We start from the raw sequence: 20,529 nt of genomic DNA on the forward strand, positions 1-20,529 counted from the left end.
GCGCATTATTTTCCGGCCAATTCTGTGATCGGCATCGAGAAATTGAAGTCCGTACTGGCTACCGCGTATAGGACGGATTTTGGGAGTAGACCGGACGAGATCGAGTGGCAGGATTGGTTCGACCCTATGCCAGACGAATGAGAAGGTCTCCATCGAGACCGTGAGCGTGTCGAGAATTTTGAAGAAGGGGATTTTGGTGAGTCGGTATGCCGAGGTCATCGTGCTCGCCCGTGATGCGGGGGAGGTGATGGAGCATCTGACCGTTCCCGACCCGGAGCGGGAGTGGTATCAGTGCTTCACGCCGGTCGATGATTCGGTCTTCGAGGGAGGCTGCAATGGTTCGGTTGACTGTTATATGTGGGTCATTCAGTTCTCTCGGTTGAATTGGCGCGGGCTGCTCGCGCATCTGGAAGGCCTCGATTGGCCCTATCCGCATTCGGTGCAGGTCCTGATCCGTGACGAGGAGGATAAAGTCTTCGGTCTGTGGATGCTGGCGAAGGGGCGTCTGACAGAGATTCCGCTGGCGGGCACCGAGCGGATACCGAATCCCGATTCGATCACCGGTGGTGTCCTGGTTCGGGTCGATGAGAACGGCCGTCGCTTGGGGTCGGAGGACGGTGGTGATCCGGTCGGGGGCGAAGTGTCGAAGGCCGAGACGGATTAGTCCTGCGGGGTGGGGAAGAGGTCCGGGATTCCGAGGGCGTATTCGACGTCGGCTCGGGTGCCGAGGGTGGTCAGCAGGACTCGGATCATGGTGAGTCGGGCGGCGGCCACGGTGTCGGGGTGGGGTTCCTGGCCGGGGTCGACCTCGGCGGAGATTCGGTAGACGACGTATTCGCACACGTGCAGGGCGGCGTCGAGATCGAGGGGGCTCGGCACGGCGCGGCCGAGGGCGGTGAAGGTGGCGCGGACGGCCGCGCGGATGTCGTCGAAGGCGAGTTCGCGGTAGTGCGAGACGGGGGAGACCGGATCGTGTAGTTCGGCGAAAAGCGGGCGTAGCATGGGGCCGTGGCCGCGGGCCCAGTCCAGGTAGGCGTCGATGAGCCGGATACCGAGTTCGACCGGTTCGTCGGTACCGCCGAGTGCGGCCACGATACCGCCGACGAGTCCGGCATTGGATTCGGTGAGCAGTACGTGCAGCGGTTCGACCGCGTTGGCGAAGTACCGGTAGAAGGTGGGCCGCGCCAGACCTGCCGCGTCGATGATCCGCGTGACGCTGAGTCCGCGCGATCCGCCGCAGGTGAAGACATCGGCGGTGGCCGCGACGATGCGCGCGCGGACCTCTTCGGCCTGTTCGGGGGTTTGCGGCGGTCGCCCGCGCCGTGCGCCGGTCGCCGCACCCGCGTCATCGGACGGCATCGTGAATCCTCACATCGGGTGCATGACGGATCTGTGGTGCGCACCGGAGAGCTTGACACGATCTGCGGCGGCGATATTAATTTAACACCAGTGTTCACTTAATGGCTGAGGGTCCGCCCTGACCCGGCCGCCGTACCGTCCCTGGAGCCGCTCCATGACCACAACCCGCAGGCAGGAAGCCGAAACCACCGCTCTGCCCCCGGAGCTGGTCCGGCGTTTGCTCGACCGCGCTGTCGCGGGCGGCGCACCGCCGGTCGAACTGTTCGCGCCCGCCACCGGCGCGCGCATCGCCGAACTGCCGCAGTCCTCCACCGCCGATATCGAGCGCGCCTTCGCCACCGCGCGCGACGCGCAGCGGGAATGGGCGAAGCGGCCGGTGCGCGAGCGCGCCGCGGTACTGCGCCGTCTGCACGACATCGTGCTGGCCGAACAGCGCACGATCCTCGACATCGTGCAGATCGAGACCGGCAAATCCCGCGCGCACGCCTTCGACGAGGTCGGCGATGTCGCGGTCAACGCCCGGTACTACGCCTCGGTGGCCGGTCGGCTGCTGGCCGATCGCAGCTCGCGCGGAGTATTGCCGGTGCTCACCAAGGTCGGCGTGCGGCGACGGCCCAAGGGCGTGGTCGCGGTCATCTCGCCGTGGAACTACCCACTCGCTCTCGCCGTCTCCGACGCGCTGCCCGCCCTGGTCGCGGGTAACGCGGTGGTGGCCCGCCCGGATAATCAGACCGCGCTCACCGCCCTGTGGGCCATCGACGCCGCCGAACGCGCCGGACTGCCCGAAGGCCTGTGGCAGGCCGTGCTCGGGCGCGGTTCGGTCATCGGCGGCGAGGTCATCGGCCGCGCCGACTACGTCGACTACACCGGTTCCAGCGCGACCGGTCGCACCATCGCCCAGCAGGCGGGTCAGCGGCTGATCGGCTACTCCCTCGAACTCGGCGGCAAGAACCCATTGCTGGTCCTGGCCGACGCCGATGTCTCGCGCGCGGCGAAGATCGCCATTCGCGCCTGTTTCGCCTCGGCGGGTCAGCTGTGTGAATCGATGGAGCGCATCTACGTCCACGACAGCGTCTACGACCGCTTCGTCGCCGAATTCACCGAGAACGTGCGGGGCATTCGGCTCGGCGGTGCGCTGGACTACTCCGCCGACATGGGTTCGCTGACCTTCCAGCGCCAACTCGACACCGTGCGCGAGCACGTGGACGACGCGGTCGCCAAGGGTGCCACCGTCCTGGCCGGCGGGCGCGCCCGGCCCGATCTCGGCCCCTACTTCTACGAACCGACCGTGCTGGGCGACGTGCGACCCGGTATGACCGTCTACCGCGAGGAGACCTTCGGCCCGGTCGTCTCGATCTACCGGGTCGCCAGTGACGACGAGGCGGTGGCGGCGGCCAACGACACCGCCTACGGACTCAATGCCAGCGTGTGGACCAAGGACACCGCCCGCGGACGCGAGGTCGCGGCCCGCGTCCAGGCCGGATCGGTCAATGTCAACGAGGGCTTCATCGCGGCGTGGGGCAGCGCCGACGCGCCCTCGGGCGGTCTCGGCATCTCCGGCACCGGACGCAGGCACGGTCCAGAGGGCCTGCTCAAGTACACCGACACCCAGACCATCGCGGTGCAGCGGGTGCTGCCGATCGCGCCGCTGCCGGGCATGTCCGAGGAACTGTGGGCGAAGACCATGACGCTGTACTTCTCGGTCATGAAGACGCTTCGCCTGAAGTGACAGCGCGGTAGATGCGGAACCGAAAGCCGAAGGATGGGAAGTCGATGAGGATAGAGACGGTCGCGCAGAAGAACGTGCTGGTCACCGGGGCGGCCATGGGACTGGGCAAACTGTTCGCCGAACACGCGGTGCGCGAGGGGGCGGCGGAGGTGGTGCTGTGGGATGTCGACGCGACGGCGTTGAAGGAGACCGCGGCCGAACTCGCCGCGCTCGGTGGCCGGGTGCGCGAACAGGTGGTCGACGTGTCGGACCGTGACGCGATCGCCGAGGCCGCCGCGACGGTGCGCGCCGAGGTCGGCGATATCGACGTGCTGGTCAACAACGCGGGCATCGTGCGCGGCAACAAGTATTTCTGGGAGACCGACAACCGCGTCGACATCGACAAGACGATGGCGGTCAACGCGCTCGCGCCCATGTACATCACGCTGGAGTTCCTGCCCGCCATGGTGCGCGGCTCCGCCCAGGCGCGGGTGCTCAACATCGCCTCGTCGGCGGGGCTGGTGCCCAATCCGCGCATGAGCGTCTATGCGGCCTCCAAATGGGCGGCGCTCGGCTGGTCGGATTCGGTGCGCATCGAATTGGAGCAGGCGGGCCACCACCACGTGAAGGTGACCACGGTCTGCCCGACCTATATCGACACCGGCATGTTCGAGGGCGCGAAGGGATTCCTGTTCACGCCGATCCTGCACCGCGACGCGGTGGTGGACACCGCGTGGAAGCAGATGAAGGCGGGCACGCCGCTGGTCGTGCTGCCCTGGACCTCGCGGCTGAACCGGGCGGTTTCGGGCCTGTTGCCGATCCGCGTGCGTGATCTGTTCCTCGATTCGGTCGGCGTCTACCGCTCGATGTCGGAGTTCACCGGCCATAAGGCGTGAATCCGTCCGGCGCCCAACCCGGGTAATACCTTGGTATTATCGACAGACAATGCAATACGAGTGGTGGTTTGGAGCCGGGGAACATCTCGACCGGGCCGGTATCGAGCCCTGGGAGGTCATGGAGGTCCTGTACTCGCCGAAGCGCTGGCCGCGCTCCGCTCGCACACCAGAGGGGCTGCCCGTGCTCACGGTGTGGGGCAGGACCGATGAGGGTCGCCCGATCGTGGTGCTGTTGCGCAGACCTGCGTCCACGCCGGATATCTGGGAGATCGTCATGGCCGCCCCCATGCCGCCACACCAATTGCGTGAGTACGAGAATTGGGAGGTCGGCGATGAAAGAGCTACGCGCGGGCGAGAATCCGGGCTCGATCCTGGACTCGCTGAGCTATGACGACACCGTCGCGCCGCCGCCGTTGCCGCCCACGAGCGCCGAGATCGAATCCGCGATGTCGGTGGTGCGTTCACTGAAGATGTCGCCGGAGATGGATCGGCGGGTCAAGGAGGCCGCGGCGGCCCACTGTGTCACGCAGTCCATGTTGATCCGCCAATACATAGAAATGGGCCTGGCGGCCGAACAGCCCGGACGCATGATTCCGCTGTCCGACGCCATCCGGGTGCTGTCGAATCTGCGTCCCTCGGCCTGATGAGAGACGGCCGCCCGATCAAGGCGCGGTCGCGTCGGTCTCGGGGCGTGTACCGATGACGGCGGTGGCGTAGTACTCCTCGGAGTCGGTGACGTGCGCCGACAAGCCGTGCCGCCGCAGGATCGCCGCCGCCGTCGGTGCCTGCCCCTCGCTCTCCTCGACCAGCAGCGTGCCGCCCGGCGCGAGCCACACGCTCGCCCGCGCCGCGACCCGGCGCAGCACGTCCAAGCCGTCCGGCCCCCCGTCGAGCGCGCGGCGCGGTTCGTGATCGCGGGCCTCCGGCGGCATGTGCGCGATCATGTCGGTCGGCACGTACGGGGTATTGCACAGCAGGATGTCGACGCGCCCGCGCAGTGCGGCGGGCAGCGGGGCGAACAGGTCGCCCTCGTATACCCGGGCTCCGTAAGCGGCCAGATTGCCGCGCGCGCACGCCACCGCGGCCGGTTCGATATCGGCGGCGACGAGGTCGATCGCGACGCCGTCCTCGGCGAGTGCCGCGGCCAGCGCCAGCCCGAGCGCCCCCGATCCGCAGCACAGGTCGAGTACGGTCGGCCGCGACACGGTCCGCTCCGACAGCAGATCCGCGGCCAGATCCACCAGGAATCCGGTGCGCCGTCGCGGCACGAACACCCCGGGCGCGACCGCCACGCGCCCGCCGTGGAATTCCGCCCACCCCACCAGATGTTCCAGCGGCACACCCGAAACCCGGCGCGCCACCATCTGTTCCAACGCCGCACCGGTCCGCTCGGCCGATTCGACGAGCAGTGCCGCCTCCTCCTCGGCGAACACACATCCCGCCGCGCGCAGTCGCGCCACCACCGCCTCGATTTCGTCCGTCGTCGTCACCGCGCCATCCTCCCGCGATCCGCGCACCGCGCGCAGCCGATTTTCCGGGCGGCGCGCGGACGGGCGGTTCGGGAGCGCCGGTCAGCGGGAGGTGGACAACTGGAAGGTGCGGGTCGCGTCCAGGTAGATTCCGCGCTGATTCGGCCGTGACGGCGGCGGCAGTTGCGAGACGAGTTCGTCCATCGACGTGGTGGCCCCGACCACGCGGGTGCCCGCGACGATGAAATCGGCGACCGCGCGGCGGATGTGGTTCGGCGAGGTCACGATGACCGCGCTGTCGGCGCCGAGACCGCGCAGCAATTCCGTCGTGTAGAGGGCGTTGCCGACGGTCGAACCCGCTCTGGTCTCGAGATGGATGCGCGCGGGCGACAGACCGTGGCCGACCAGCCAGTCCCGCATGGCCTCGGCCTCGGTGACGCCGTTCTGCGGATTGCCGCCGGTGACGACGACGGGGGAGAACGGCGCCGCCACCGCCTGGATCCAGGCCGCGGTGAGCCGATTCACCAGTTCCGGGCGCAGCGACCCGTCCGGTAGCAGTCCGTAACCGAGTACCACGATCCCGGTGTTCGGGCCGATGAGGGCGGGCAGTGGATTCGGCAACGTGCCAACGGCGGCGCCGATGGCGTCGAGGACATTGACGGTGCCCGCCGCCATGCCTGGATCGACGGCGTTGAGCCTGGCCATGGCGTCGGCGAGGGCGGGCAGGTCATTGGCGAAATGCGACCAGATGGCCTGGAGCGCCAGTGCCTCCGCGTCGCCGGGGTCCGCGCCGATGAGAGCGCGCAGATCGGCTCGGCCCGCGGCGTCGTTGCCCTCGGTGAAATTGCGCTGAGCGGAGTTGTAGAGCGCGGCGGTCTCCGGTCCCGCGTGGGCGGTCGCCCCGGCGAATCCGGTGAGTGCGACGGCCGCGCAGCAGGATGCGACCAAGGATTTCCAGTGCCTCGAGATCTTCACTACAGTCGACACCTTTCCACGTGCGAAACGGGTTTCCGGTATGTCAGCTGGCAGTCAATCGTGGGCAAACTGTTCTAACGATACGGCCGGTCACCGTGATCGTCCGGTAATTGCGGTGGTGATCCGGCCTGCGGTGTCGTCGGTCATGGCCGCTACGAGTCGGCCCGCGGCACGGTCGGCGGTGCGGGCACCGATAGGGTGGAACACCGTGGATACCGTTTCGCTGACCGGCAAGGACCTCGCCGCCGCCATCAACGCCGACACCGCGCAGCGCGCCGCGGCGCTCACCGCGAGCGGGCCCGCGCCGCGCCTCGCGCTCGTCGTCGCCACCGACGACCCGGCCAGCGCCTGGTATGTGAACTCACTGCGCAAGGCCGCCGAGCGACTCGGAATCGCCTGCGACCGCATCGATCTCGGCGCCGACGCGAGCGCCGAAGCGATCCGCGCCGAACTCGCCGCGCGCGGCGAGGACCCGGCGGTGGACGCCATCATGTTGCAGACGCCGCTGCCCGCCGGTGTCGCCCTCGAGGACGTGAGTTCCGCGATCGCGGCCGCCAAGGATGTCGACGGCGTCAGCCCGCTCTCGCTCGGCCTGCTCGCCACGGGACTCGACGGCTTCGTCCCGGCGACCTCCGAGGCGGTGGTGGAATTGCTGAAATTCCACCGGATTGCCTTGGAGGGCAAGCGTGTCGCCATCGTCGGACGGTCCAACGTCGTGGGCAAACCGCTCGGGCAGTTGCTGCTCGCCGAGAACGCCACGGTGACAATCGCCCACTCCCGCACCGCGGATCTGCCCGCGGTCACCTCGGCCGCCGATATCGTGGTCGCCGCGGCGGGCCGTATCGGACTGGTCACCGGCGATCACGTCGGCGAGGGCGCGGTCGTGATCGACGTGGGCACCAACGAGACCGCCGACGGCGGGATCGTCGGCGACGTCGACGCTGAGACGGTGCGCGGCAAGGCATCCGCGCTGAGCCCGGTGCCCGGCGGCGTCGGGCCGGTCACCACCGCCCTGCTCATGCGGCACGTGGTGCGAGCGGCGGAACTGGCCCGCACCGCGTGAGATCGCGGGTCAGCCGCGCATCGGGTGGGCGCGGAAGAATTCCCAGATGACTCGGGTGGCCTGGATAGAGGTCGTGTTCGCGCCAACCAGCGGGGCGGGGAAGTAGGCGGCCGAGGTGCCGGGCCAGACATGTCCGGCGCCGATCAGCGAATACAGTTGGACCTCGCCCCGTGCCGGACACGGATAGCTGCGCAGCGCCACATCCGGTGCGACCCACACTTCGGCGGGGTCGCCGCCGTCGCAGCCGTTGCGCCGCGCCCACGCGGCCGCGTTCGCTGTGATGCTCTGCGGCCCCGGCCCGTTCACCTCCGGTTCGGCGCCCGCGCCGCGGTCGGCGGAACCGGTGCCGTCGGGTGACGGCAGCAATCGTGCGTTGGGTCCGAGTCCGCCCTCGTAGGCGACAATGGGGTCGGCCGTGCCGTGGAACGCGATGACCGGCACCGGGCGGCTGGTGCGGCACCACTCGAAGTCCTGAAGTCCGGCGACCGGCGCGATGGCCGCGATCCGTTCGGAGAACTGGCATCCCAGCGACGAGGTGGTGAATCCGCCCATGGACAGTCCGGTGACATAGACGCGACGCGTGTCGACGCAGACGGTGGACTCGACGTGGGTGAGCAACTGTGACAGGTAATCGCTGTCGAGGCTGCCCTCACCGAAATCCCAGCGCGGGACTCCTGGTTCGTCGAGTTGGGGTGTGATGGTGATGAATCCCTGGCTCATCCCGTAGGCGCCGAATCCGGTGCTGTCGTGTTCGAGCAGGGCCGGTTCCAGGTAGCCGTGCAGGTCGAGCACCAGCGGCAGCGGATGGTCCGCGCCGGGCGGGAGGTCGCGAATGTAGCTGCCGGATTTACCGGGTGCGGCGAAACCGAGCATCGATCCGCCGGATGCGGGCGCCGGAGCCGCGCAGCCCGGTGAGGGCAGCGGCTCGACGGCCGGATCCTGTGCGGCGGCGGACTGTTCGGTGGCGGTGAGCAGCGCGGCGGTGGCGACGAGGGTCGCGGCGACGGTGATCACGCGGCGCAGACGCGAACGCGGGCGGCGGCGGGCTCCGTAATCGGCGACCGGCCCGGAAGTTCTGCTGCGCAACATGAGAGGGATGCTCTCATGCGGAGCGCGGGTTCATATCCGAATGACCGGTCTTTGTTGCCGATCACAACGGGCGCGGCCCCCGGTCAGCCCGCCGGGGAGATACCGGTGATGAGGGTCTTGTCGCCGACCCGAGCGGTCGCCACGGTCTGCGGGTTGTAGGTGAACGCCGCCGTGCCCGGCCGGTATTCGGTGACGACCACCACGTACTGGCCCTCCGACACGCCGGGTGTCAGACTCACGCAGTAGTTGGTGCCGACCGGAATCGAGTCGATGCCCTGCTGGATCGCGGGCGCGGCCGACACCGACGCGTTCGGCGCAACCAGCGTGCGCGCCAGCGTCCCCGACCGCGCTACGTAGTAGGCGTGCTGGAAGGCGAAAATGGCGGCGGGACCGGAATCGACACCGCCCGCGCCATTGCCCTGGATGCGATCGCCGACCCGCTGGGCCGGACACTGGGCGACCGCGGTACCCGGCGTGGCGGCCGGGACCACGATCATCTCCGCGGGCGTGCTCGACGCGACCGACTGCGGCGCGGGTCCGCCGCGGAACTGGAAGAAGGCCAGCCCCACCAGGATCGCCGCGGCGACCGAACCCGCCAGTGGGGCCAGCCACCGCCGCGAGCGCCGCCGCTTGGACCGGTCGACCATGCGCGCGAAGATATCGTCCGGCAGCGGTTCGGTTTCGGGCCGCGGATCCGGTGCGGGCTCGAAACGCGGCAGGTACATGGGAATCGTCGGCGCGTGCGCCAGCCAGTCCGACCGGTCATCCTCGAACCGCCCCGGCGGCAGGGAAAGTGGTGCCCGCCCCCGCGATCCCGCACCCATATCCGGTCGATCCATTACCCCGCCTCCATCAGGTCACACGGTCGAGTTCGTTCCCATTCGCGCTGTCGCCCCCGGAACGATACTGAACGATACTGAACGACACTGCCAGTTTGCTGTCCTCGGCACGGCCGATCCGCTTTCGCGGCGCGCGGTGCGCATCGAAACCGTTCTGACGCAGCCGATTCTAGCCGCGCGCGGCGCGAATGGGACATGAGTGTCGGGTGCGTCGGCGGGCGGGTCAGCCCCCCGATGTCGCGTCGAGGGCGGCGAGAAGTTCGCGCAGGGTCTCGCGCTGCGCGGAACTCAGGGTCGCGAAGATCTCGACGGCGGCCTCGCGCCGTGCGCTCGCCATCCGCTCGAGTTCCGCCGCGCCCGCGTCGGTGAGGGTCACCAGGGTCGCGCGGCGGTTGGCGGGATCGGGTGCGCGGCGGACCAGACCCGCCGCTTCCAGCGTGTCGACGACCGTGGTCGCCGAGCGCGGGACGATATCGAGTCGTTCGGCCAGATCGGTCATGCGCGGCGGCGGGCTCGCGTGGCCGACGATCCGCAGGGCGCGCGCGGTGGCGGGGGTGAGGCCGAACGGGGCCAGCCGGGCCATCTGATTGCGTCGGATGCGCTTGGCGGTGCGCAGGAAGAGGTCGGGGAGGTCGGCGTCGGAACCGCTGTCCATGTCATTGAGCTTAACTCATTGTTCGGTGGAACAATTATGAGTCATACTCGGTTTCAGGGTGTGTTCCCAGGAAGGAGGCCGCCTGTGCAGCCACCATCTCGTCTTCGCCGGATCGTCCGGCTCTTCCGTCCCTACCGCGCCAGACTGGCGCTGGTCGCCGTCTTGGTCGGGGCGTCCTCGCTCGTCGCACTGGCCTCGCCGTTCATGCTGCGCGCCGTCCTCGACGACGCCATTCCGCACGGCCGCACCGGCCTGCTCACGCTGCTGGCCGCGGGCATGGTCGCCGTCGCCGCCCTGACCAGCGTGTTCGGCGTGCTACAGACCTATATCTCCACCGCTGTCGGCCAGGACGTCATGCACGATCTGCGCTCGGCGGTCTACGCCCGGCTCCAGAGCATGCCGCTGGCGTTCTTCACCACCACCCGAACCGGCGAGGTCCAGTCCCGCATCGCCAACGACATCGGCGGTATGCAGTCCACCGTCACGTCCACCGCGACCTCGCTGGTCGCCAATCTCACCACCGTGCTCGCCTCGGTGGTCGCCATGATCGCCCTGGACTGGCGGCTGACCGTGGTCTCGCTGATGACGCTGCCGCTGTTCGTGTGGATCAGCAGGCGCGTCGGCGACGAACGCCGCAGGATCACCGGAGCGCGCCAGCGCCAGCTCGCGGCCATGTCGGCCATCGTGGAGGAGTCGCTGTCGGTCAGCGGCATCCTGCTCGGCCGCACGATGGGCCGTTCGCCGGCGCTGGTCGAGGATTTCACCCGCGAATCGCGCGGTCTGGTCGACCTCGAGATCCGGGCCGGGATGGCGGGCCGGTGGCGGCAGTCGACCATCCAGATCGTGCTGGCCGCCATGCCCGCGATCATCTACTGGGTCGCCGGCTTCACCATGGCCTCGGGGCATGCGTTGGTCTCGATCGGCACCCTGGTCGCCTTCACCACGCTTCAGGCCGGACTGTTGCGCCCGATGGTGCAGATGCTGAGCACAGGTGTCGAGGTGCAGAGTTCCCTGGCACTGTTCGACCGCATCTTCGAATATCTCGATCTAGTCCCCGATATCGAGGAACCCGCCCATCCGGTGCCGTTGCGCGCACCCCGCGGCGAGGTTCGTTTCGAGGGGGTCCGCTTCGCCTACGGCGAGGGCGAGCGCGCCGTACTCGACGACATCGACATCACCGTGCCTGCCGGATCGAGTCTGGCCGTCGTCGGTGCGACCGGATCGGGCAAGACCACCCTCGGCTACCTGGTCGCGCGTCTCTACGACGTGCGTTCGGGACGGGTCGCCATCGACGGCGTCGACGTGCGCGAGTTGTCGTTCGCCGATCTCGCGGCCGCGGTCGGGGTGGTGTCGCAGGAGACCTACCTCTTCCATGCCTCGGTGGCCGACAATCTGCGGTTCGCCAAACCGGAGGCCACCGACGCGGAACTCGAGGCCGCCGCGCGGGCCGCGCAGATCCACGATCACATCGCCGCGCTGCCCGACGGTTACGACACCCTGGTCGGCGAGCGCGGCTACCGGTTCTCCGGCGGCGAGAAACAGCGCATCGCGGTAGCGCGCGCGATCCTGCGCGATCCGCCGATCATGGTGCTCGACGAGGCGACCAGCGCACTGGACACCCGCACCGAACGCGAGGTGCAGGCCGCCATCGACGCGCTGTCGCGGGGGCGCACCACCGTCACGATCGCACACCGGCTCTCGACCATCCGCGACGCCGACCAGATCGTCGTACTCGACCGCGGCCGCGTCGTGGAACGCGGCACCCACGAGGAACTGTTGAGCCGTGAGGGCCGCTACGCGGAACTTGCGGCCCGCGACACCGATGCGCGCGCGGTCGCCTGAGCCGGCGAATGCCCAGGTACGACAAAGGGATCGACGCACGTGTAGTGCGTCGATCCCTTCGCGCGGATCAGGGGTGTGCGATCACCAGTGCAGTGTCACCGGATCGCCTACACCGACATTGTTGTAGTACCAGGCGGCATCCTCGGGGGCGAGGTTGACGCAGCCGTGGCTGACATTGGCATAGCCTTGCGAATCCACCGACCAGGGTGCGGAGTGGACGAAAACGCCGCCCCACGTGAGCCTTTCGGCGTATTCACCGTTGATGTAGTAGCCCTCGGAGGAATTCAGCGGAATTCCGATGGTGCGGGAGTCGAACACGACCGAGCGGAACTTCTCCAGTACCGGATAGGTGCCAACGGGCGATTCCCAGCCCGGTTTGCCGAAGGAGGCGGGCATCACCCAGACCACCCGACCGCCCATGCTGACGGTGAAGGTGTGCGCGGACATGTCGCCATCGGCGACGACGCCCACATTGGTACGGAATTCGCTGCGCGCGTCGGCGAACCGGACCGTGATCGTCGATCGTGCCGGAAGGAATTCGGTTGGTGTCCAGGTGAGTTCGGTGTTGTCGGCACCCCAGGAGTAGGTGCCCGTCAATGGTTGCGTCGAACGGATGTGGAGGTTGCTCTCCGCGCGGGCCTTGTCGGCGACGGGAGCGGCGAAACGAACAGTCACAGGGTGTGCGATTCCCACCGTTGTCCCGGCCGCGGGCGTCATCGCCGTGACCTGGTCGACCGTTGGGGTTCCGATCATTGTCGCTGCTGCCGCACCGGACCCGAACGCGGCCACCGAGATGGCCACGAATGCGAGGAACAGATGGCGTAGGGCGCCCCTCATGGCATCCACCCCTTTCGAGATGGTGTGGTACGGGGAAAACCAGTCTACGCCTTCATGATCAACACCGTCGAGCCGAATGCGACAGTCATGTTTCAGATGTGACGGATGCGCCGCGCCGGGTATCGATCACCCGCGCACCGCGTGCAACACCTCGGCGTGCAGTCCGTCCGCGCGGGCCGCGATCTCCTCGATGCGCAGTAGCGTCGGCGCGAAACGATCGCCGTCCGCGGCGGGCAGCGAGGCCACGTTGATCTCGATATTCAGCCGGGAACTCGTCGCCGCGGCACGGGCGGCGTCGGCGGCGGCGCCGATATCGGTGACCACGTTCGGATTGCCGATCGGCAGCAACTCGGCCGCCAGCGACAGCACCTCGTCGGCCTCGTCCACCACGGCGGCGGGCACCCGCGCGGCCTCGATGAGGGCCACGGTGACCGCCGCGGTGCGCGCGGCCTCCTCCGCCGCGGTGGCCTTGGGCAACCGATAGGCCGCGCCGACCGCGGTGAAGGCGGCGGCGTCGGCGTCGGCCAGGGCGAGGGCGCGGGCGCGGGCGGCGTCGGCGGCGTCGATGATGCGCTCGATCACCGGGCGGTGCTCGGCGTCCTTGGCGCGGGTGGTGTATCGCGCGACCATCGCGACCAGCGCCGCCCCCTGCGCGGCGTGTAGGGCCGCGACCGCGCCGCCGCCGGGTGCGGGCACCTTGGCGGCCAGTTCCGACAGGTACCGCGCGAGCTCGACCGAGCCGAAGGAGGACCCCGATTCCGGGACGGACGTGCTTGGCTGCGACACGGAGGTATGGCCTTTCGCTCTGCGAGACGGTTGCGGATTCAGCGTCTCACGCTACCGGTTGTCCGGCCGTTAACCGCGGCGGATAGGTTTGGCTCATGCGGATCGGATTGAGCATCAACTACTCGGGCGGTTTCAAGGAGGCGGCGGCCGAGGTCGCCGACCTCGAGCGAGCCGGATTGGACGTCGTGTTCGTCCCCGAGGCGTACTCCTTCGACGCCGTGAGCGCGCTCGGCTACCTCGCCGCGAAGACCGAGCGACTGGAATTGGCTTCGGGAATCCTCCAGCTCTACACCCGTACGCCCACCTTGACCGCGATGACCGCGGCGGGTCTCGACTACGTTTCCGACGGCCGCTACATCCTCGGACTCGGCGCCTCGGGCCCGCAGGTGATCGAGGGATTCCACGGGGTCGCCTATGACGCCCCGATCGGGCGCACTCGTGAACTGGTCGAGATCTGCCGCAAGGTGTGGCGGCGCGAACGGCTCGAATACGACGGCAAGTACTACCGCATCCCGTTGCCGGAAGGGGAGGGCACGGGTCTGGGCAAGCCACTGAAGTTGATCAATCATCCCGTGCGCGAACGTATTCCGGTGCTGCTGGCCGCGCTGGGGCCGAAGAATGTCGAGCTGGCCGCCGAGATCGCCGAGGGCTGGCAGCCGATCTTCTTCCTGCCCGAGAAGGCGGGCGACGTCTGGGGCGAGGCCGTCGAGGCGGGCAAGGCCAAGCGCGATCCGGCGCTGGGCGAATTGCAGATCTACGCGGGTCCGGCGCTGGCCATCGGCGAGGATGTCGAACCGCTGCTGGAATTCGTCAAGCCGATGCTGGCGCTCTACATCGGCGGCATGGGCGCCAAGAACAAGAACTTCTACCACGCGCTCGCCACCCGCTACGGCTACGGTCCCGAGGCCGACCGCATCCAGGAGCTGTATCTGGCGGGCCGTAAGGACGAGGCCGTCAAGGCGGTGCCCGATCAGCTGGTGCGCGACGTGTCGCTCATCGGTCCGCTCGGCTACGTGCGCGAGCGGGTCGAGGCATTCCGCGAGGCCGGCGTCACCACGCTCAACGTCGCGCCGCTGGCCGCGACGCCCGCCGACCGGGTGAAGTTGATCGAACAATTGCGCGAGATCGTCTGATCCGCGCGGGCGCCGGCTCGAAACGAGTGCTGCCCGAAATACGGAGGCCGGACCCACCGCTACGGTGCGTCCGGCCTTCTCGTCGCGGGAGCGCGTTCAGTCGCCGCGTAGTCCGGCCAGCGCCGATTCCAGCGTTGAATACAGGGCGAACACCTGATCCAGGCTGGTCATCTTGAGCTGGCGGCTGGTGGCGGGTCCGTCGGCGACGACCGCGATGGTGGTCGCCTCGCCCGCACGTTGATGCGCGGCGACCAGGGCCGCCATACCCGCCGAGGCGAGAAAGCCGACCCCGGACAGGTCGATTATCAGCGCGGCGGGTTTCGCCGCGAGAATGCCCTCGATCGCCGTATCCAGTGCGGGAGCCGTCGCGAGGTCGACCTCGCCGGACACCGTCAGCACGGTCGCCTCGTCGTGCGCGGCGACGGAGGTGCTCATCGTGTCCGCGAGGGGATACGCGTCTCCGGAAGTGTTGGTCACGACCTTCACAACACACAAACTCGGACGAATTCGCAACTCCGTGGTGTCCGGCCCGGCAAAACCACAGGGTGGCGCGCTCGCCACCGTGACGGTCGGATGGGGGCCGTATGGTGGGGCCATGGCGGGTCGGGAGATCGAGTTCAAGCCGAATGCCGAGGACCCCAAGCGGGTGACGATGTCGGTCGGGTTGCCCGAGGGGGTGTCGCGGGCCGAGATCACCTACCGGGTGGCGGGCGGTCTGCGCGGCAGCAAGACGGTGCGCGCGTCGCAGGCGGAGTTCGCGCAGCTGCGCACCGCGGTGGATTCGGTCTACGAGGGACCGTGGAGTGCGCCCGAACAGCTCACCCTCGGCGAGGCGGAACACTACATCGAGCGGGCGCGGGAGTGGGTGCGGCGGCGGGAGGAGGCCGTCGCCCGCAGGCGGGCGGCGGTGGATCTGAGTTGCCCGTGGTGTCTGCGCCGCCGCGGGTATCTCGGGAAGATGGGGTTCATCACCGGCGTCACCGGGTTTCTCTCCGACCACCCGAGCGAGCTGGGGCAACAGGTGTTCGACCAGCACGCGTACCGATGCGACGGGTGCGGCTCCATGCAGTTCTTCGCCGATGGGTTCCTCGAACATCCGCTGCCGGGACGGGTCGACCCCGACGCTTCGACCCGCTGATCGGCTCGGCCGGCGAATAGAGGTGGTCGGTCGACCCCGGCCGCGGGGCATGCGCGCGGCGGGCCGACCACCGGACGATCAGCTCTCGGGCGCCTCGGTGTAGCGCTGGAGGTACAGTGCCTCCCCGAGCTTCTCCACCAGCTCGAGTTCGGTCTCGAGGTAGTCGACGTGCTTCTCCTCGTCCTCGAGGATGTTCTCGAAGATGCGCGCGGAGGTCACGTCGCCACGCGAACGCATGAGGTCGATGCCGCGGCGCAGCCGGTCGACGGCCTCCATCTCGATCTGGAGATCGGCGCGCAGCTGTTCGGGCACGGTCTGACCGATACGAAGCAGGTTGAGCTTCTGGTAGTTCGGGAGTCCTTCGAGAAAGAGGATGCGATCGGTGAGGATCTCCGCGTGCTTCATCTCGTCGAAGGATTCGTGACGGGTGTACCGAGCCAGCTTGGGGTAGCCCCAGTTCTCCTGCATCTTGGCGTGCAGGAAGTATTGGTTGATCGCTGTGAGCTCGGCCGTCAGCTGCTCGTTGAGCAGCGTGATGATGTCCTGGTCGCCTTCCATGCCCTGCATGGTGGCACAACAACGGCCCGATCGTGCATTCACGATCGGGTGTGTCGAATCGCCGGCGGGGTGTGTCGCAGGTCAGGCGGCGGGGTTCGAAGCCGCCGTGGAGAGCCTGGCCCGGCCGATCACCTCCGCCAGCCGCGCCGTGCAGCTGCCGCAACCCGGCTTCCAGTCGCAGGCGTTCTTCACTTGTCGGACGGTGCACGCGCCTGCCGAAACACAGTTGTGTACGTCTCCCTCGGAGACTGCGTTGCAGATACAGACGTACATGACACCCTCGTCGGCCAGGAGCGGGTTTCCAGAGGTTAGCCTCCACTCAAGGAGGTAAGCCTCCCCTAATGTATAGCAGGCGCTCCGGCGAATGGGAACTCTCCTTCTGTACCGAATTCTGCGCGGCGGGATTCACCTCGCGATCGGCGTCTCAGCGCCGCCGGATGCGCGCCGCCCAGGCCGCGGTGTCGATCTGTCCCTCCGTGGGCAGACCGTGGCGGGCGGCGTCCTCGGCGACCACGGAGGTGATCCGGCCGCGGTAGGTGGTGGGGGCGAGGTCTTCCAGATCCCAACCCTCGCCCGCGAAGGCGGAACGGATGAGCTGCTCTCCGACGCGTGGTCCGAAACCGGGCTCTGTGTCGGAGAGCGCCAGGATGTGTACGGTGCCGCCAGGGACGCAGAGCCGGTGCAGCGCCCGCACGTAGGTGGCGCGCAGGTCGGGTTCGGTGCCGAAGATGTGGAACAGGGCGCTGTCGATGATGGTGTCGTAGACGCCCGGCGCGGTGACCGCGGGATCGGCGAACGCGAGCATGTCGGCCACCTCGAACCGGGCTCCCGGCACGCCCTTGGCCTCGGCGTTGCGGCGGGCGTAGGCGACGGCGCTGGGGGAAAGGTCGACGCCGAGCACGTCGTAGCCGAGCGCGGTCAGCGCGATGGTGTGCTCACCGGCGCCCGCACCGGGATCGAGCACCCGCCCGCGGATACCTCCCTCGCGTTCGAGTGCGAGCACGGCGGGCTGCGGTTCCCCGATCACCCAGGGTGCGGTGTCGGTGTCGTAGACGGTGTTCCAGAATTCCGGGGCCTGTGTCATGTGTTCATGGTGCAACCCCAACCGCGCTCGAGGTCAAGTGCGACTCGGCGTGCGCCCGGCACCGTCGATGACACTCGACACGACCTCGGCCATCCGCGCGCGGAACACCTCGGGCCCGAAGGATTCGGCGTGCGCCCGCACGGTCGCCGCGTCGTAGGAGCCGGTGTCGCGGACCAGCGCCTCGGCGAATGCCTCGACCACCTCCTCATCGGAGCCGAACGGGACGTGCAGACCGGTGACGCCCGGGACGACGGTATCCAGTGCGCCGCCCGCGCCCACCGCGAAAACCGGTGCGCCGCAGGCCATCGCCTCAACCGGGACGATGCCGAAATCCTCCACGCCGGGCATGAGCAGCGCACGGCAGCGGCGGTACATGTCGACCAGCACGTCGTCGGGCGCCGCGCCGAGAAAGGTGGTCTCAGGTCCCGCGATGGCCTCCAACTGGCGTCGGTAACGTCCGTCGCCGACCACGACGAGACGACAGCCCGCGCGTCGGGCGATCCGCACCGCCAGATCGGGGCGCTTGTACGGGACGAGCCGCCCGGCGAACAGCAGGAAGTCCTCGCGCGGCACCGCAGGGTCGGGGGCGAAACGGTCGAGCCGCACCGGCGGATTGACCACCGTCGCGGGCAGTCCCCACCAGTCGCGCACCCGGTCGGCGACGGCGTGGGAGTTGGCGACCACCGAGGTCAGCCGGGGGGCGGCGGCGCGTTCGGCCCGGCGCGCCAGCGTGCCGAGGGCGGTGAGCGCGGCGCGACCGGCGAGTCCGCCCGCCTCACGCGCGCGGAAGGCGGGCTCCCAGGCCCACCGCGCCGGACTGTGCACATACGCCACGACGGGAGCGTCGGTGGCGAAGGCCGCCTGTGCGGCGAAGGCGTGATGGCTGATCACCACGGCGTCGTAGCCCTCGCGCAGCGGCAGATTCCGCAGCGCGCGCGGGACCAGCGGCAGCAGCGGGGCGTGCGAGCGTCGACCGGTCGCGGCGTAGGCGCGCGACAGCCAGGTGTCGGCGATGGTGTCCCACGGCGGGTGGGCGATATCGGGGGCGGCCGCGGCGTCGACGATCGGGGCGAATACGCGCGCGCCGGGCCAGGTGCGCGCGAATTCGCCCACCACCGCCTCGGATCCGCCGTATTCGGTGAAACGCTCGTGTACCAGGGCGATACGCGGTTCGCTCATCGCGCGACTCCTTCCAACTGCCGCGGGGCGGCGTAGCGGCGCAACGCGGGCGCGACCGGTCGGCCACCGAGGAACGGGGTCGCGCCGCCGTGCTCGAGTGCCCGGCGATAGGTCTCGGCGGCGGCGCGGCAGGCCGCGACGGTGTGGTCGATATCCGCGTCGGTGTGCGCGGCCGAGGTCACGAACGACTGGCCGAGTACCCCGCGCGCGAGCAGTTCTCGCAGGAACAGGGTGCGGAACTCCTGCGACGGCGCGCCGTCGGTGTCGAGGGTGCGGAAGATCAGGCACGAGGGCCGACCCGCGACCAGCAGCCGGTCGGCGATGCCGAGTTCGGCGGTGATCTCCTCGAATCCGGCGCGCAGCCTGCGGCCCGCCCGTTCCATACGGGCGATGGGGTCGGTGGTGGCGTAGGCGTGCACGACCGCGCGGAAGGCGGCCAGCGATCCGGTCTCGGGTCCGTGGGTCGTGGACAGCAGGAACACCCGCGGCCGATCGGTGCGCAATCCACCCAGTTCCATGTACTCGCGCCGACCCGCGAGCGCGGCCAGCGGGAAACCGTTGCCCATCGCCTTACCCCAGCACGACAGGTCGGGGATCACCCCGTAGACCTGCTGCGCGCCGCCCGCGGACCAGCGGAATCCGGTGATGATCTCATCGAAGACCAGCAGTGCGCCGTGGCGGTCGCACAGCGCGCGCACCCCCTCGAGGTAGCCCGGCTCGGGTTCGTGCAGCGCGGTCGCCGCCTCGAGCAGTACGCAGGCGATATCGCCGCGCGCGAGGATCGCCTCGAGTGCGGGCAGGTCGTTGTACGGGAAGCGCACGGTCGGCGGATCGGGGATGCCGCCGTTCATCTCGGTGGTGCCGATGAACCAGTCGTCGACGGAGAAGAAGGGCTGTTCGCAGGCGGCGACGGTGACCCGGCCGGTGACCGCGCGCGCCAGCCGCACCGCCGCGGTCGTCACGTCGGAGCCGTTCTTGGCGAACTTCACCATGTCCGCGCCCGGCACGAGCGCAAGGAAGTCCTCGGCGGCGAGCAGTTCGAGTTCGGTGGGGCGGGAGAAGTTGACCCCGTCGGCGATCGCGGCGGCCACCGCCTCGACCACCGGCCGGTAGCCGTGGCCGAGGGTGACCGAGCGCAACCCCATCCCGTATTCGACGTAGTCGTTGCCGTCCCGATCGGTGACGTGGCATCCGTTGCCGCGCACCAGGATCGGGGCCATATCCTCGGGATACTGGTCGTCGCCGCGGGCGTAGGTGTGCGCGCCGCCCGGTACCGCGTCGTGCAGCCGGGCCCGCGCGGCGTCGCTGCGGGCGAAACTTCTCGGCATGGGGTCCACGTTCTGCTCCTAGCAGCCGAATTCGGTGACGGCCTTGAGATATCCGGCGCTCTGGCGCAGATACATCCACGCCAAGAACGGCGCACCGGACGGGCTGGGACTGGCCACCATGGTCAGATCGCCGTCGAAACACTTGCCGACGATGTAGCGGGCCCGCGACACGTGCGGGGTGAAGGTGACCACGATGACGTGACGCCACCCGTGTGCCTCGGCGCGGCGGCGGATCTCCTGCGCCTCACCGCGCGTGGTCCACGGGTCGGGTTCGAAACACGAGACGCGGAAGGGGTATTCGCGCTCGCAGTACTTCGCCATCAACGGGTCGGCCAGACCCGTCGATGCCGATATCACCAGTTCCGGCGCGTATCCGCGTTCGGCCAGATCCAGTCCAAGGTCGAAACGTTCGTAGGCGGTGCCGCCGAGCACCACGATGGCGTCGGCGGGCCGCAGCGGATCGACCTGCGGGTGGACGAAGACCGGCAGTCCGGCCAGGGCGAGCGCGAGCAGGACCGCCACGCCGACGGGCGCGGCGATCCATCGGCGCGACCGGGACCGGGAGGTGGGCGGCGTGCGTGCGGACACGGT

The 20,529-nt window shown here is 69.0% G+C and carries 23 protein-coding genes; 8 read left to right on the forward strand and 15 right to left on the reverse strand.

The annotated features are described in order from the left end of the window. Positions 1-160 precede the first annotated feature (160 nt). Positions 161-664, forward strand: a complete 504-nt coding sequence (locus APZ21_RS10305; RefSeq protein WP_204249079.1) for a hypothetical protein — start codon at positions 161-163, stop codon at positions 662-664. Here the strand turns inward: APZ21_RS10305 and APZ21_RS10310 are convergent. Further along, a complete protein-coding gene (locus tag APZ21_RS10310; protein WP_054813041.1) occupies positions 661-1,359 on the reverse strand; it encodes a TetR/AcrR family transcriptional regulator in 699 nt (232 codons plus the stop codon). The genes APZ21_RS10305 and APZ21_RS10310 overlap by 4 nt on opposite strands. A 154-nt stretch (positions 1,360-1,513) precedes the next feature. Between APZ21_RS10310 and APZ21_RS10315 the strand changes: the two genes are divergently transcribed. From APZ21_RS10315 to APZ21_RS33895, 3 genes are all read left to right on the forward strand, one after another. Then, the gene (locus APZ21_RS10315) at positions 1,514-3,088 is read left to right on the forward strand and encodes a succinic semialdehyde dehydrogenase (protein WP_054813042.1); all 1,575 of its coding nucleotides are present in this window, start codon (positions 1,514-1,516) and stop codon (positions 3,086-3,088) included. 44 nt (positions 3,089-3,132) lie between these two features. Beyond that, the gene (locus tag APZ21_RS10320; RefSeq protein ID WP_054813043.1) at positions 3,133-3,963 is read left to right on the forward strand and encodes an SDR family NAD(P)-dependent oxidoreductase; all 831 of its coding nucleotides are present in this window, start codon (positions 3,133-3,135) and stop codon (positions 3,961-3,963) included. A 332-nt stretch (positions 3,964-4,295) separates the two neighbouring features. Continuing rightward, the gene (locus APZ21_RS33895; protein ID WP_054813044.1) at positions 4,296-4,607 is read left to right on the forward strand and encodes a hypothetical protein; all 312 of its coding nucleotides are present in this window, start codon (positions 4,296-4,298) and stop codon (positions 4,605-4,607) included. 18 nt (positions 4,608-4,625) lie between these two features. Here the strand turns inward: APZ21_RS33895 and APZ21_RS10330 are convergent, their stop codons facing one another. Both APZ21_RS10330 and APZ21_RS10335 read right to left on the reverse strand, forming a co-directional pair. Beyond that, positions 4,626-5,453 carry a putative protein N(5)-glutamine methyltransferase gene (locus tag APZ21_RS10330; protein ID WP_054813177.1) on the reverse strand — a complete coding sequence of 276 codons (828 nt, stop codon included), beginning with the start codon at positions 5,451-5,453 and terminating at the stop codon, positions 4,626-4,628. An 81-nt stretch (positions 5,454-5,534) separates the two neighbouring features. Then, a complete protein-coding gene (locus tag APZ21_RS10335) occupies positions 5,535-6,407 on the reverse strand; it encodes a YdcF family protein (RefSeq protein ID WP_082392985.1) in 873 nt (290 codons plus the stop codon). Between the two features lie 208 nt (positions 6,408-6,615). Between APZ21_RS10335 and APZ21_RS10340 the strand changes: the two genes are divergently transcribed. Beyond that, positions 6,616-7,470: a bifunctional 5,10-methylenetetrahydrofolate dehydrogenase/5,10-methenyltetrahydrofolate cyclohydrolase gene (locus tag APZ21_RS10340; protein ID WP_054813045.1), complete on the forward strand. Its 855-nt coding sequence runs from the start codon at positions 6,616-6,618 to the stop codon at positions 7,468-7,470. 9 nt (positions 7,471-7,479) lie between these two features. On the opposite strand, the gene APZ21_RS10345 is transcribed toward APZ21_RS10340, so the two are convergent. The 3 genes from APZ21_RS10345 to APZ21_RS10355 form a co-directional block, all read right to left on the reverse strand. Next, positions 7,480-8,559 (reverse strand): CE1 family esterase, encoded by a 1,080-nt coding sequence (locus APZ21_RS10345; protein WP_156370953.1) that lies wholly within the window; start codon positions 8,557-8,559, stop codon positions 7,480-7,482. A gap of 83 nt (positions 8,560-8,642) precedes the next feature. Further along, positions 8,643-9,398, reverse strand: coding sequence for a DUF8176 domain-containing protein (locus APZ21_RS10350; RefSeq protein ID WP_054813047.1), 756 nt, complete (start codon positions 9,396-9,398; stop codon positions 8,643-8,645). Between the two features lie 223 nt (positions 9,399-9,621). After that, positions 9,622-10,053, reverse strand: coding sequence for a MarR family winged helix-turn-helix transcriptional regulator (locus tag APZ21_RS10355; protein ID WP_054813048.1), 432 nt, complete (start codon positions 10,051-10,053; stop codon positions 9,622-9,624). A gap of 36 nt (positions 10,054-10,089) precedes the next feature. On the opposite strand from APZ21_RS10355, the gene APZ21_RS10360 reads away from it, so the two are divergent. Then, positions 10,090-11,895 carry an ABC transporter ATP-binding protein gene (locus APZ21_RS10360; RefSeq protein ID WP_054813049.1) on the forward strand — a complete coding sequence of 602 codons (1,806 nt, stop codon included), beginning with the start codon at positions 10,090-10,092 and terminating at the stop codon, positions 11,893-11,895. An 81-nt stretch (positions 11,896-11,976) separates the two neighbouring features. Here APZ21_RS10360 and APZ21_RS10365 read toward each other — a convergent pair whose 3' ends face one another. Next, the gene (locus APZ21_RS10365) at positions 11,977-12,732 is read right to left on the reverse strand and encodes a L,D-transpeptidase (RefSeq protein ID WP_054813050.1); all 756 of its coding nucleotides are present in this window, start codon (positions 12,730-12,732) and stop codon (positions 11,977-11,979) included. A 126-nt stretch (positions 12,733-12,858) separates the two neighbouring features. Next, positions 12,859-13,518 carry a cyclodeaminase/cyclohydrolase family protein gene (locus tag APZ21_RS10370; RefSeq protein ID WP_054813051.1) on the reverse strand — a complete coding sequence of 220 codons (660 nt, stop codon included), beginning with the start codon at positions 13,516-13,518 and terminating at the stop codon, positions 12,859-12,861. Between the two features lie 95 nt (positions 13,519-13,613). Here APZ21_RS10370 and APZ21_RS10375 point away from each other — a divergent pair, with 95 nt between their 5' ends. Next, a complete protein-coding gene (locus APZ21_RS10375) occupies positions 13,614-14,651 on the forward strand; it encodes an LLM class F420-dependent oxidoreductase (protein ID WP_054813052.1) in 1,038 nt (345 codons plus the stop codon). A gap of 96 nt (positions 14,652-14,747) precedes the next feature. Here the strand turns inward: APZ21_RS10375 and APZ21_RS10380 are convergent, their stop codons facing one another. Continuing rightward, positions 14,748-15,086, reverse strand: coding sequence for an STAS domain-containing protein (locus APZ21_RS10380; protein ID WP_054813179.1), 339 nt, complete (start codon positions 15,084-15,086; stop codon positions 14,748-14,750). Positions 15,087-15,246: 160 nt separating this feature from the next. On the opposite strand from APZ21_RS10380, the gene APZ21_RS10385 reads away from it, so the two are divergent. Then, complete coding sequence (locus APZ21_RS10385; RefSeq protein WP_054813053.1) at positions 15,247-15,789, forward strand: hypothetical protein; 543 nt, start codon at positions 15,247-15,249, stop codon at positions 15,787-15,789. Between the two features lie 78 nt (positions 15,790-15,867). Here the strand turns inward: APZ21_RS10385 and bfr are convergent, their stop codons facing one another. From bfr to APZ21_RS10415, 6 genes are all read right to left on the reverse strand, one after another. Next, positions 15,868-16,347 (reverse strand): bacterioferritin, encoded by a 480-nt coding sequence (gene bfr / locus APZ21_RS10390; RefSeq protein ID WP_054813180.1) that lies wholly within the window; start codon positions 16,345-16,347, stop codon positions 15,868-15,870. Positions 16,348-16,428: 81 nt separating this feature from the next. Beyond that, positions 16,429-16,620: a (2Fe-2S)-binding protein gene (locus APZ21_RS32875; RefSeq protein WP_082392986.1), complete on the reverse strand. Its 192-nt coding sequence runs from the start codon at positions 16,618-16,620 to the stop codon at positions 16,429-16,431. 151 nt (positions 16,621-16,771) lie between these two features. Continuing rightward, positions 16,772-17,431, reverse strand: a complete 660-nt coding sequence (locus APZ21_RS10400; protein WP_054813055.1) for a class I SAM-dependent methyltransferase — start codon at positions 17,429-17,431, stop codon at positions 16,772-16,774. A 33-nt stretch (positions 17,432-17,464) separates the two neighbouring features. After that, on the reverse strand, positions 17,465-18,610 hold the full coding sequence (locus tag APZ21_RS10405; protein ID WP_054813056.1) for a glycosyltransferase: 1,146 nt from the start codon (positions 18,608-18,610) through the stop codon (positions 17,465-17,467). Then, positions 18,607-19,938 carry a glutamate-1-semialdehyde 2,1-aminomutase gene (locus APZ21_RS10410; protein WP_054813057.1) on the reverse strand — a complete coding sequence of 444 codons (1,332 nt, stop codon included), beginning with the start codon at positions 19,936-19,938 and terminating at the stop codon, positions 18,607-18,609. The genes APZ21_RS10405 and APZ21_RS10410 overlap by 4 nt, the downstream gene beginning before the upstream one ends. Before the next feature lie 18 nt (positions 19,939-19,956). Then, on the reverse strand, positions 19,957-20,526 hold the full coding sequence (locus APZ21_RS10415) for a YdcF family protein (protein WP_054813058.1): 570 nt from the start codon (positions 20,524-20,526) through the stop codon (positions 19,957-19,959). Positions 20,527-20,529: the final 3 nt, after the last annotated feature.

This window comes from Nocardia arizonensis (assembly GCF_001310275.1).
Classification (GTDB): Bacteria; Actinomycetota; Actinomycetes; order Mycobacteriales; family Mycobacteriaceae; genus Nocardia; species Nocardia arizonensis.

Coding starts and splice junctions, on each gene's coding strand:
- APZ21_RS10310 (WP_054813041.1), bottom strand. CDS start 1,359: ATGCCGTCCGATGACGCGGGTGCGGCGACCGGCGCACGGCGCGGGCGA.
- APZ21_RS10315 (WP_054813042.1), top strand. CDS start 1,514: ATGACCACAACCCGCAGGCAGGAAGCCGAAACCACCGCTCTGCCCCCG.
- APZ21_RS10320 (WP_054813043.1), top strand. CDS start 3,133: ATGAGGATAGAGACGGTCGCGCAGAAGAACGTGCTGGTCACCGGGGCG.
- APZ21_RS33895 (WP_054813044.1), top strand. CDS start 4,296: ATGAAAGAGCTACGCGCGGGCGAGAATCCGGGCTCGATCCTGGACTCG.
- APZ21_RS10345 (WP_156370953.1), bottom strand. CDS start 8,559: ATGTTGCGCAGCAGAACTTCCGGGCCGGTCGCCGATTACGGAGCCCGC.
- APZ21_RS10350 (WP_054813047.1), bottom strand. CDS start 9,398: ATGGATCGACCGGATATGGGTGCGGGATCGCGGGGGCGGGCACCACTT.
- APZ21_RS10355 (WP_054813048.1), bottom strand. CDS start 10,053: ATGGACAGCGGTTCCGACGCCGACCTCCCCGACCTCTTCCTGCGCACC.
- APZ21_RS10360 (WP_054813049.1), top strand. CDS start 10,090: ATGAGTCATACTCGGTTTCAGGGTGTGTTCCCAGGAAGGAGGCCGCCT.
- APZ21_RS10365 (WP_054813050.1), bottom strand. CDS start 12,732: ATGAGGGGCGCCCTACGCCATCTGTTCCTCGCATTCGTGGCCATCTCG.
- APZ21_RS10375 (WP_054813052.1), top strand. CDS start 13,614: ATGCGGATCGGATTGAGCATCAACTACTCGGGCGGTTTCAAGGAGGCG.
- APZ21_RS10380 (WP_054813179.1), bottom strand. CDS start 15,086: ATGAGCACCTCCGTCGCCGCGCACGACGAGGCGACCGTGCTGACGGTG.
- APZ21_RS10385 (WP_054813053.1), top strand. CDS start 15,247: ATGGCGGGTCGGGAGATCGAGTTCAAGCCGAATGCCGAGGACCCCAAG.
- bfr (WP_054813180.1), bottom strand. CDS start 16,347: ATGGAAGGCGACCAGGACATCATCACGCTGCTCAACGAGCAGCTGACG.
- APZ21_RS32875 (WP_082392986.1), bottom strand. CDS start 16,620: ATGTACGTCTGTATCTGCAACGCAGTCTCCGAGGGAGACGTACACAAC.
- APZ21_RS10400 (WP_054813055.1), bottom strand. CDS start 17,431: ATGACACAGGCCCCGGAATTCTGGAACACCGTCTACGACACCGACACC.
- APZ21_RS10405 (WP_054813056.1), bottom strand. CDS start 18,610: ATGAGCGAACCGCGTATCGCCCTGGTACACGAGCGTTTCACCGAATAC.
- APZ21_RS10410 (WP_054813057.1), bottom strand. CDS start 19,938: ATGCCGAGAAGTTTCGCCCGCAGCGACGCCGCGCGGGCCCGGCTGCAC.